This window comes from Micromonospora rosaria (assembly GCF_001567585.1).
In the GTDB taxonomy this organism is placed as follows: Bacteria; Actinomycetota; Actinomycetes; order Mycobacteriales; family Micromonosporaceae; genus Micromonospora; species Micromonospora rosaria.
The window spans coordinates 23,720-33,725 of the sequence record NZ_LRQV01000076.1; the positions used below are offsets into that span (position 1 = coordinate 23,720).

Sequence of the window (10,006 nt, forward strand, 5' to 3'; positions counted from 1 at the left end):
TCGTACGGCGGTCCCTGGCCGGGGCCAGCCCGGCAGGACTACATCGCAGCGGCGGCGTTCGGACGCCGTGCCGTACGCCACGTCGTCTCCCGGCTGCTCGGGGTCAGCCGGTGCGGTGACGGGCCGCAGCGATCGCCATGGCCACGACGGGCCGGTACGCCGAGTTCGGTTCGCGGGCCTGCGCGTGGGGCCCGAAGGCGGCGTCACGAGTGACGATCCGATAGATGAGCGCGCGCACCAGCATCTGACCCCACTCCGGCAGGTGCGACCAGCGGTCCAGCACCTGGGGGTCCGCCCCGTACCAGCACAGCGCGTCGACGACCGCGACCGCCGCCGCCCACGGGACCGGTCGCCAGTACGGCGACCAGTCGATGATCGCCGGCGGGACGCCGTCGGCGAACAACACGTTGCCCGGCAGGTCCCCATGCACGATCTGTTCCGGCAGGTGCACCGGCCGGCGCGCCGCCGCGAGTGGCTCCAGCAACTCCAGGCTGGCCGGACTTCCGGAGATCGGGGCTTCCTCCCACGCCACGCGATCTCCATACGACCAGGGGTCGTCACGAGCGTCGAGGAAGGCCGGACGCGGCAGATGAGCCACAGCGGCGTGGAACGCGGATCCCGCCCGGACCACCTCGTCGATCCGCGTCGTGTCGGGTTCGCCAGCGACGAGCCGCCAGGCCTCCCAGCCGGCAGCCAGCCAGTTCCCGTCCGCCGTTGGCACCGGACGCGGCACTCGGAACTGCGCCGACACCCGCACCTCGGCGAGGGTCTCCGCCCGCCACCGCGACTCGTCGGCGCCCTCCGACGGCTTGAGCACCACGTCACCCACCCGCCAGGTCCCACCCTTGCCGCCGGGTAACACCACCGGAACGCCGGAGACGCCGAACGCGTGCAGGACTTCCGGGGGAGGGGGACTCGTCGCGGGCTCCATGACCGACGATCGTAGGTCTCTCCACCCCGACGCCCTCCGGATCAGCCAGGTCGACTGCACGCCCGCCGACGGGCGATGAGACCGGCCCCGGTTTGTCGGGTGGCACGACCCCTCGCGGTGCAGCGCTTCCGGCGACGCCGCCGCTGACCGTGGACGGCCCCTGCCACGACCCTGGCGCGTGCGTATCCTGGCGCGCCTACTCCGAGGTCAGCTGCTGCGCCAGCCGATCCATGCCACCCCTGATCAGTTGCCCGTAGTCGTCATCGCCGAGCGCGCTGATCCCCGCCTGCGCATGCTGGAGGTGTTCGCGGGCGCGGGTGAGGTCACCGAGCCTGCGGTAGCACTCACCCAGGTTGAGGTGCAGCGACGGATACAGGCCCGCCACCGACATCGGCACCCCAGCCTGCGCGACCCGGGCGTCGGTGAGCGAGCCGGCCGCCGTCAGCGCCCGCTGATCCCAGACCAACTCCTGGTGGACGTCGTCCTGCACGTCGGCCATCGAGTGCGCGAGGACGCACACGTGCAACGGATCGCCTCGCTCTCCGTCGATCTCGTCCCAGATCTGCGCGAAGACGTCGCGAGCAGCCTCTCGCTGGCCCTGCTGATGATGCAACTGCACGCCGTGGTTGATGCGGGCGAGAGTCTCATCGTTGATCATCGGCTGCTCCTGTGCGGGCTCGTCTCGCGATGACGACCTGGATCGTACGTGCCTCGGCACGTCGGCAGGGGGTGATCACGGCGTGGGCGACTGCGGGGGCGCGCAGCACGCCCTTTCGGTGCGCGTGGTACCCACTCGGGGCCGCGCCGACGTCCGCGACCTGGTCACCGCCCATGCCGCGTATCAACCGGTCGATCGAGAAGCCGCCGTGGGATGCTGGGCCGGATGGTCACCAGAGCAGGAGGGGCACCGGTGGACGCCGACTACTACCACGCTGACACCGAGGATGGCGACCACATCGGCGACCCCTCAGAAGACGCCCTGTTCATGCTGATCGAAGGACTGGATCAGCGCGACAACACCTTCGTCGCGATCAACCCCGCCGACGAAGACTCAGCCTGGTACGCGTCCGTCTCACTGCTCGACGACGGCACCTACGAAGTCGAACGCCATGATCCCCACCAACGCCACCACGACCGCACGGTCGAGAACGACCCCCACCACATCGCCAGGGATCTCACCATCTGGCTGGCCGGCCGCGAATACCCCAAACGAACAGCCTGAACACCAACCAAGCCCCGAAAATAGCTAGCCGATCCGAGAAACCGCAAACGGTCAGGTGATCCTTGTCGATCACGGCCCGGAGCAGGTCGGTGAGGCCGTCCGGCCAGGGACGTCGTCCGTCCAGGTGAGGCGCGCTTTCATCCCGCCCACTGCGGCCTGGATGCCGTCATACCGGTCGGGCCGACACTGCCGCGAGCATGCCCGTGATACAACAACGGTCGATCTCATCGACGACACATCGGTCGGGCAGGTCGAAGCCCGACAGGGACGGCGTGATCCGAGGCCGTAACGGCGTGACCGTGGCAGCAAGGAGTTTGCAGGTGGCATCCAAAGGGCGTATTCACCTGACGTTGACGGTAGCCATGCCGGAGGGCTTCGAGGCTATCGAGGTCGACGAGGAGGTCTCCAGCCTCGCCCGAGCAGTCGCCGAATCGGGTGACCTGCTGCCGATCACGGCCATCGCACCCGAGGCGGGGCCGCCCGGGGCCAAGGGGCTGGCGGAGACCCTGGGGGTGATCGCGTTGGCGGTCACCTCCTCGCCCCAGGCACTGACCGCCGCGATCGAGGCGATCGGGTCGTGGCTGGTCACCTCGTCCAGCCGATCGGTGATTGTGGAGATCGACGGCGACCGTCTGGAGGTCGCCAACCCGACCAGGGACGAGACGCGGGCACTCGTCGAGTTGTTCGTTCGACGGCACACGGTCGACTGAGAAGGGCTCAGCATGGCACGAGCAGCCCTCCTGATCGGCAATGCCGTCCACGACGACGGCACGCTCCGACGGTTGCGAGCGCCAGCCCACGACGTGAGCGAGCTGGCCCGGGTGCTGGCCGATCCCGACCGGTGCGCCTTCGACACGGCGACGCTGATCGACCAGCCGGCCGGGCACGTGACGGCAGAGGTCGAACGATTCTTCGCCGGACGGACACCATCGGACGTGCTGCTGCTCTACTTCTCCGGACACGGGATCAAGGACAGCGTCAACGCGCTCCACCTGGCCACACGTGACACCCGCCTGAGCGACCTGGCGACCACCAGCGTCAGCGCCGAGTTCATCAGCGCATGCGTACAGCGCAGTCGGTCTCGACGCATACTGCTCGTCCTCGACTGCTGTTACAGCGGCGCCTTCCCCCGTGGAATGGTGGTACGCGCGGACCAGACCGTGCACATCCAGGAGGAGTTCGGGGGACGTGGTCTGGTCATCATCACGGCTTCCTCGGCCATCGAATACGCCTTCGAGGACGGCAACCTGACCGAGGAGTTTCTTCCCCACACGTCACTGTTCACGTCCGCGCTGATCGACGGGCTGGACAGCGGAGCGGCCGACCTGAACCACGACGGTGAGATCACCGTAGATGAGCTCTACGATTTCGCCTTTGACACGGTCCGCGAGAAGACCCCGGCGCAGACACCGTGCCGGTGGATGTTCGGCGCGCAGGGTCGGTTGGTCATCGGACGGACCAGCGTCGGCTCGACACCGCGCCGGCCACCCCGATTCCAGCCCGCCCCGCTCACGCTGCGTCCGGCACGCCGCCTCGGCATCATCGCCACGGGGCCACTGGTCGCCGCCGCAGGGCTGCTGTGGCTCGGAACGCAGGTGCACGTTCTCGCCGCGCTGGTCGCCGGTACCTGGCTGGCCCTGCTCGCGCTGCGGATCCTCGTCACCTCGCAGCGGGGCGCCGTGGAACTCACCCGCGACGGTGTGCAGGTGCGTGGCGTCTGGTCGAAGGCGGTGCGGTGGCCGGCCGTCCTGGCAATCGAGGTCCGGCCCACGCTCACAGGCCGCTCGGTAGCGCTGAGACGCGCCGATACGGCGATCGCGCATCGGTTGACGCTGCCCACGCCCCGCACCGCCATGCTGGCACGGGACGTGGAGTTCGACGAGCGCATTCAGACCCTCCGCCGCTGGAGTGAGAACTGGGGCTCACCGGCACCGGTGACGTTCACGTCGAACTGGACAGCCGCCCGTGCCGGGCTGGCCCGCGCCGTCGTGATCCTGATGCTGTTCCTCGTCGTGGACCAGCCGTGGACCTGGTACACGCCGCCGCAGGCAGTGGCTCTGCCGTCCGCGTGTGACGTCCTCAACGAGAGCCGTCAGCGGATGCGGTGGGACAACGATGCGATCTTCCGCTTCCACGTCGGGGAGGTCAGCGGCAACGAGTCGACCCAGTACAGCAGCCACTGCCAGGTTGACTACTACACCATCATCTTCCAGGTGGGCACCAGGTTGAACCTGCAGTACGAGTTGCTCCCGGACAGGTCGACCCGCTCCGGCACCCAGCGGGCGACCAGCCAGTTGAGGAGTTACGCCGGGCAGGACCGGGAGGAAGGGCTCACCGTCCAGGAGCTGTCCGCCGACGACGGACTGACGGGGTACGCGGCGGTGCCGCCGAGCACCGCCCGAGCGGATCAACAGTCGCCGTTCGTGGCACGGGTCAGGACACGGCAGGTGAACGTGGTGGTGACCGTCCAGTTCCACACCGTCGATCCCCGCGTGCCGCCGCCGGCCATCGCCGAGCTGACAGCGGTGGCGTCGGACGCGGTGGGCCGTATCGACGTCCAGGGCCGCACGTTTCGCCCGCCGGGCCGGGGGTGAGCGTGCCTGGCGCGCATGGCTGGGATACCTAGCGTTGCCTGCTTTCGGTGCGGGTGCCGGCGAGACTGTCCGGGTGGCGGCCAACAGCAGGGTGCCGATCGCGGCCCACGCCCTGGCGTGGCTGGAACTGGCCAGACGGCGTGGTCGTGAGGTGCTCACCTCCGAGGAGGTGGCGGCCAGCGTCAACACGAACGCGGTCATCGTCCGGCGCAGCCTCGGCGACCTGCAACGGGCCGGCCTGGTGACGGCCCGCCGGGGCAACGGCGCCGGCTTCTCCCTCGGGCGGCCGGCAGCAGAGATCACGCTGCTGGACGTCTGGCTCGCCGTCTCGCCGGAGCCGCTCCTCGCCCTGCACCACTCCGAACCGAACCTGGAGTGCCCGGTCGGGCGCGGAATCCGTCCGGTGCTCACCGACCTGTACGACGAAGCGACCGACGCGTTCCGGGCGGCGCTGGCGCGTCGGACGGTCACCGACGTCCCGGAAAGGATCCTGGCGTGATCGTCGAACTGCGCCGCTACACCCTGCGCGAGGGACGCCGCGACGAGCTGATCGACCTGTTCGACCGCGAGTTCCTGGAGACCCAGGAGGAACTGGGGATGGCCGTGCTGGGCCAGTTCCGCGACCTCGACCGGCCCGACCAGTTCGTGTGGCTGCGCGGCTTCACCGACATGCGGTCGCGCCGGACCAGCCTGACGGTCTTCTACTCCGGCCCCGTGTGGTCGGAGCACGGACCAGCGGCGAACGCGACGATGCTCGACTCGGACGACGTCCTGCTGCTCCGTGAGGTCGTCGCGGTGCCGGTACTCGACCGTGGCGCCGCCAACCCCGAATCGCTCCTGCACGCGACGATCTGGTACTGGGCCGGCCCTTTCCCCGACGTCGACCCCACCCTCAACCCGGAGGGGAACCTGGCCGTGCTGAGGACCGAGTACGCCGCGAACGACTTTCCACGGCTGCCGGTCCGTGCCGGGGAACACGCGCTGGTGTGGCTCACCCGGTCACCCCTGCGGGCGGACGTCCCGGCGGGGGTGGTGAAGACCGAGACCTTCCGCCTCCGCCCCACCCCGCGCTCCAGCCTGCACTGATCAGCTCGACGGCGGGCAGTCGACGCCGACCGGTGCGCTCACCCGTCGCTGGTGGGCGTGACGTGCGACCGACGCGTGCCAGCGCTGGGCCGCCGTGGCAGGCCGGTCCTCGGCCGCAGGGGTGCGCGGGGTGCCCGGCTACGGCGAGCGGCGAGATCCGACCCCCGGCTCGACCAGGTCGTCGACGGAGTGAGGGTGGACGACCACCTACCGGCTGTCGGGCTGCTGCGGAAAACGTCGGTGCGCATCCTCACGGGCCGTGGGGGAGACGCTGGCGCGCTCACCGGGTGGCAGGTGGTCGCCCCGTTGTCGCAACGACGCGTCCAGCGTTCGCAGCAGCTCTCCGGCGCGGCCACGACCGCCCGGGGCGTCGGGGTAGCGCATCAGGACGCGCACCACGACGGGGTTGGCCAGCCCGCGTGCCGTCTCGATGGAGTCGGCGCCGACGGCACGGTCGTCGCCGGCATCGAGCTCGACGGCGCGAGCGGCGTACGCGGCGGCGCCGAGGATGTGCAGGACCTGGGTGGCCTTCGCCAGGGGGTGGAGGAACGCCGCGCTGGCCGCGGCGACGCAGGCGCGCGCGGCCTCGCTCGCCGCGACCTGTCCTGCGTCGCGTGCCTCCTGGTACGCCCGGTGTGCCGCCCAGGCGCGGTCGCGGATCGCCGCGGTCCGGTCGGCTCCGTCGGCGAACGCCTGCGCGGCGTCGACCGCGTCCCGTGGGCGCCGGTCGGCCGGACGCGCACGGTCGAAGACCGCCAGTGCGGGCCGTGCGCATGCCGCCGCGTAGCCGGCCACCTCCCGGAGCTCGGCGATGCTCAGGTCGATCGTCTGGCTCTCCTCGGGCACCGTCATGCCGACCACCGTATCGTTGATCAACCGGTGGAGACTTTTCGTCGGTCTTCGCTGGTCGGTCGGGAGAAACCCTCAAAACAGGGGGTGCACTCGACAGCCGGGCCCGGCGCAGGTGCGGGTGTGATCTGTGCACCCGTGCGGACACCCGGCGCAGCGCGCTGGTCGACCTGGCCGACCTCAGGACGCGGACGGGTCGATCCGGTGGAGGAGGCGCAGGTCCTCCTCCGTCAGGCGGATCGCGCCGGCCGCCACGTTGTCGACGAGGTGGTCCGGGCTGCCGGTGCCGGGGATGGCCAACACATGCGCACCCTTCTGCAGGATCCACGCCAGGCGCACCTGGGCATGGGAAACGCCGTGTGCGCGCGCCACGGAGCGCACCTCCTCGTGCTCGGCCCGGGACGGTCCCGCCGTGCGGGCCTCACCGGCGATGGAGAAGAAGGGTACGAACGCGATGCCGAGCTGCCCGCAGGCGCGGAGCATGTCGTCCTCGCCGGGTGCGTCGACGCATCGGGTGCAGCGGCTGCCGCTGCTGGCCGCCACCGGACAGCCGGCACGCACCCGTTGGCGCCGTCGAGCGCAGCTCATGCAACAGATCGGTGTGTTCACCAGGCTCGCCGAACGGGCCGGAATGCTGCTGACGATGGCGGACTGGTACGCCCGGCTGGCCGAGGCGATGTCCGCCCGCTGGCACGACTCGACAACCCCGCCACCGGCACCGTTTCCCGCCTTCCGGTCAGCCAGGGACAGCTGACGCCCAGCTCGACCGCCCACAGACCGACGACCGTAGTCGGCACGACGAGAATGGCATCGTGGCCATCAAGGTCTGGGTGGATGACTGGCAGATGCGGTGCTGCGGCGAGCCGTTCGCGGTTGGCGATCGGGTCTCCTGGAGGCTGCGAGATCTGGACCCCGAGTGGCTCGGGCTCGTGCTGGGCAGCAACCTGGCCCGCGGCGTCGACAAGGCCGAGGAGCACCACGGAGGCGTGGGCGAGGAGGTCCTTCTCCCTGTCGTGGGGATCGTTGCTTCGATCCATGCCGTGCACTGTCGATATGCCCCGCTGCACGGGAAACCGTCGACTGACCTCTTCCCCGTGCCCGGCTCCGGCACCATGACCTCGGTCCGGTTCGCGGACGGACGGGATCCCGACCGCGGCGACCTCACGTTTGCCGGCTACGTGGTGCAGTTGACAGGTGAATGAGACGTCCGGCCGGCCCCGGCATCTCGCATTCGTTCCTGCGCGTCGAAAAGTTCGTCGCCGTACCGGATGATCCATTCGGCGAGTGCGCGCATCGGCCCGTCGGCGAAGGTCCGGCCGAGGGGGGTCAACGCGTAGTCGACCCGAGGGGGCGCCTCGGCGTACGACGTTCGTTCGGTCAGGCCGTTGGTGACGAGCCGGTGGAGTGCCTCGGTGAGAGCCTTGTCGCTGATGCCACCGATCTTCGCCCGCAGCGCGCGACGACGGTGCGGGCCGGCGGCGAGCGCGGCCAGGACCACCGGGTCCCACACGTGCGTGAACAGGTCCGTTCCCATCCGCAGGCGGCAGTCCGCCACGAGATCCACGCAGCCGCCGTCGGTATCACGAGACATCCGGCCATCGTGTCACGGCCGATGCGCACCTGGTGGTGCGTGACGATCTGATCGGTGGGCATCGGGTTTCCTAGGGTCTGACGCCATGCGTATCGGAATTCTCGGCACCGGCACCCTCGCCACGGCGCTCGCCCTCGGCTGGAGCCGGGCCGGACATGACATCAGCATCGCCGGGCGTTCGCCCGACCGCGCGGAAGCGGCGGCCAAGACGTCCGGGGCTCGGGCCCGGCGGCTACCCGACGTCGCCGTGGACGCCGACGTCGTCCTGCTCGCCCTGCACTGGGAGGGCATCGCCGACATCCTCACGGAAGCCGGTGCACCCGCCGGGTCGCTCGCCGGTGTACCGCTCATCGACCCGACGAACGCGGTCGAGCATGGCGTCGGCGTGCTGCGGACGGGGTCCGGGCGCGCGATCGCGCAGCACGTCGCCGACCTCGCCCCCGGCGCCCACGTGGTCAAGGCGTTCCACCTGTTCCCCTCGACGCGGTGGACGGCACCCGCGTCGTCACCGGTAACGGTCGCGATGTGCGGGGACGAGCCGCGGGCGCTGGAGGTCGTCGGCTCGCTCGTACGCGACGTCGGAGGTGTTCCTGCCGTGGTCGGCGGGCTGGACCGGGCGCGCCAACTGGAGGAGGTCGCCGGGTTCGTCATCGCGCTGGCGTTCGCCGGCGTCGACCCGCAGACGGCGATCCCCGCGGTCCCGTCGTCCAGAGCGGACGACTCCCCGCCACAACCCTGAGCGCCGCCCGTCGGCAGCCCGGCCGCCACGAGCCTGGTCCCCGCACTACCAGGAAGGGCGCGACCTGCTGCAACGCCCGCGCCAGAGCGAAGGTGGAACACATGACGAACGCACCTGTCACCTTCACCGCCACCGACCTCGACGCCGTGCTGACCAGCGGGGGACGGCCGCTGCTGCTGACGGACGCCACCGTGCACACGTTCCACCCGGTCATCGGGACCATGGAGCACGCCGACGTGCTGATCGGCGGTGGGCTCATCGTCGGCGTCGGCCCGGGTCTCGTCACTGCCGCCGACGACGACGGCATGGTGGTGGTGCCCGCCACGGGCACGACGATCCTGCCCGCCGTCGTCGACCTGACCGCCGCGCTCGCCGGCACGGTGCACGCGGAGGGCCCCGGTACGCTCGGCCCGGGTGCCCCGGCGCACCTCGTCGTCGTGGACGACGCCGACGCGCCGGACCTGACCGCCGCGATGGGCGTCGCACTGACGGCTCCGGGGCGGCTGCGCGCCGTCCTGCGTGACGGTGTGCCGCTCGTGTGGGACGGGGCCGTGCTGAACCCTGCGGCGGGCTCGGCGGCCATGGACACCGACGGCGGCGGCATGGGCCGCGTCGATCCGGCCCGGGTCGGCGTCTGGATCGACACGTCGGACTTCCTGCACCAGGAGCTCACCGCCGACGGCCGCTACGACGAGACCCGGGGCGGGCGTCCCCACGCCTACCAGGGCCGCTACTGGATCAGCGGCGACCGGATCGAGTACCTCGACGACCTCGGGTTCTGGGCCTTCGGTCAGTTCGAGGGGGACACCCTGCACCACGCCGGATACACGATGCGCCGTCGGCAGGCCTGATGACAGGCCGCCCTCCGGAGGGTGGTCACCGCCGCGCGTGATGAGCCGGACAGTCTCGTCCTGTTCATCGGCGGGGCCTCCCGCCCTGGCCCACGGGTCGACCTCACCACGACCTCCGCCTACCCATACGTCAGCCGCGGCTG

The 10,006-nt window shown here is 70.7% G+C and carries 14 protein-coding genes; 9 read left to right on the plus strand and 5 right to left on the minus strand.

Annotation, left to right across the window (positions count from 1 at the left end):
• Window positions 1-103 precede the first annotated feature (103 nt).
• Together AWW66_RS19550 and AWW66_RS19555 are read right to left on the minus strand one after the other, a co-directional pair.
• Window positions 104-931 carry a TIGR02569 family protein gene (locus AWW66_RS19550; protein WP_067368422.1) on the minus strand — a complete coding sequence of 276 codons (828 nt, stop codon included), beginning with the start codon at window positions 929-931 and terminating at the stop codon, window positions 104-106.
• Between the two features lie 196 nt (window positions 932-1,127).
• The gene (locus AWW66_RS19555) at window positions 1,128-1,589 is read right to left on the minus strand and encodes a hypothetical protein (RefSeq protein WP_067368424.1); all 462 of its coding nucleotides are present in this window, start codon (window positions 1,587-1,589) and stop codon (window positions 1,128-1,130) included.
• A 252-nt stretch (window positions 1,590-1,841) separates the two neighbouring features.
• Here AWW66_RS19555 and AWW66_RS19560 point away from each other — a divergent pair, with 252 nt between their 5' ends.
• The 5 genes from AWW66_RS19560 (at window position 1,842) to AWW66_RS19580 (ending at window position 5,833) form a co-directional block, all read left to right on the plus strand.
• On the plus strand, window positions 1,842-2,153 hold the full coding sequence (locus tag AWW66_RS19560) for a hypothetical protein (RefSeq protein ID WP_211272023.1): 312 nt from the start codon (window positions 1,842-1,844) through the stop codon (window positions 2,151-2,153).
• Between the two features lie 293 nt (window positions 2,154-2,446).
• Window positions 2,447-2,863 (plus strand): hypothetical protein, encoded by a 417-nt coding sequence (locus AWW66_RS19565; RefSeq protein WP_157527613.1) that lies wholly within the window; start codon window positions 2,447-2,449, stop codon window positions 2,861-2,863.
• A gap of 12 nt (window positions 2,864-2,875) precedes the next feature.
• A complete protein-coding gene (locus tag AWW66_RS19570) occupies window positions 2,876-4,747 on the plus strand; it encodes a caspase family protein (protein ID WP_083978642.1) in 1,872 nt (623 codons plus the stop codon).
• A gap of 73 nt (window positions 4,748-4,820) precedes the next feature.
• On the plus strand, window positions 4,821-5,246 hold the full coding sequence (locus AWW66_RS19575; RefSeq protein WP_067368435.1) for an Rrf2 family transcriptional regulator: 426 nt from the start codon (window positions 4,821-4,823) through the stop codon (window positions 5,244-5,246).
• The gene (locus AWW66_RS19580; RefSeq protein ID WP_067368437.1) at window positions 5,243-5,833 is read left to right on the plus strand and encodes an NIPSNAP family protein; all 591 of its coding nucleotides are present in this window, start codon (window positions 5,243-5,245) and stop codon (window positions 5,831-5,833) included. The genes AWW66_RS19575 and AWW66_RS19580 overlap by 4 nt, the downstream gene beginning before the upstream one ends.
• A 207-nt stretch (window positions 5,834-6,040) precedes the next feature.
• Here AWW66_RS19580 and AWW66_RS19585 read toward each other — a convergent pair whose 3' ends face one another.
• Together AWW66_RS19585 and AWW66_RS19590 are read right to left on the minus strand one after the other, a co-directional pair.
• A complete protein-coding gene (locus AWW66_RS19585) occupies window positions 6,041-6,685 on the minus strand; it encodes a putative immunity protein (RefSeq protein WP_211272025.1) in 645 nt (214 codons plus the stop codon).
• A 177-nt stretch (window positions 6,686-6,862) separates the two neighbouring features.
• Complete coding sequence (locus AWW66_RS19590) at window positions 6,863-7,225, minus strand: aldo/keto reductase (protein WP_245648381.1); 363 nt, start codon at window positions 7,223-7,225, stop codon at window positions 6,863-6,865.
• Between the two features lie 43 nt (window positions 7,226-7,268).
• On the opposite strand from AWW66_RS19590, the gene AWW66_RS33835 reads away from it, so the two are divergent.
• Window positions 7,269-7,436: a hypothetical protein gene (locus AWW66_RS33835; protein WP_157527615.1), complete on the plus strand. Its 168-nt coding sequence runs from the start codon at window positions 7,269-7,271 to the stop codon at window positions 7,434-7,436.
• A gap of 58 nt (window positions 7,437-7,494) precedes the next feature.
• Window positions 7,495-7,884, plus strand: coding sequence for a DUF6578 domain-containing protein (locus tag AWW66_RS19600; protein ID WP_067368445.1), 390 nt, complete (start codon window positions 7,495-7,497; stop codon window positions 7,882-7,884).
• On the opposite strand, the gene AWW66_RS19605 is transcribed toward AWW66_RS19600, so the two are convergent.
• Window positions 7,857-8,273: a winged helix-turn-helix transcriptional regulator gene (locus tag AWW66_RS19605; protein WP_067368447.1), complete on the minus strand. Its 417-nt coding sequence runs from the start codon at window positions 8,271-8,273 to the stop codon at window positions 7,857-7,859. The genes AWW66_RS19600 and AWW66_RS19605 overlap by 28 nt on opposite strands.
• An 85-nt stretch (window positions 8,274-8,358) precedes the next feature.
• Between AWW66_RS19605 and AWW66_RS19610 the strand changes: the two genes are divergently transcribed.
• On the plus strand, window positions 8,359-9,012 hold the full coding sequence (locus tag AWW66_RS19610; protein ID WP_067368450.1) for an NADPH-dependent F420 reductase: 654 nt from the start codon (window positions 8,359-8,361) through the stop codon (window positions 9,010-9,012).
• A 101-nt stretch (window positions 9,013-9,113) separates the two neighbouring features.
• Window positions 9,114-9,863: an Atu4866 domain-containing protein gene (locus AWW66_RS19615; RefSeq protein ID WP_067368453.1), complete on the plus strand. Its 750-nt coding sequence runs from the start codon at window positions 9,114-9,116 to the stop codon at window positions 9,861-9,863.
• Window positions 9,864-10,006: the final 143 nt, after the last annotated feature.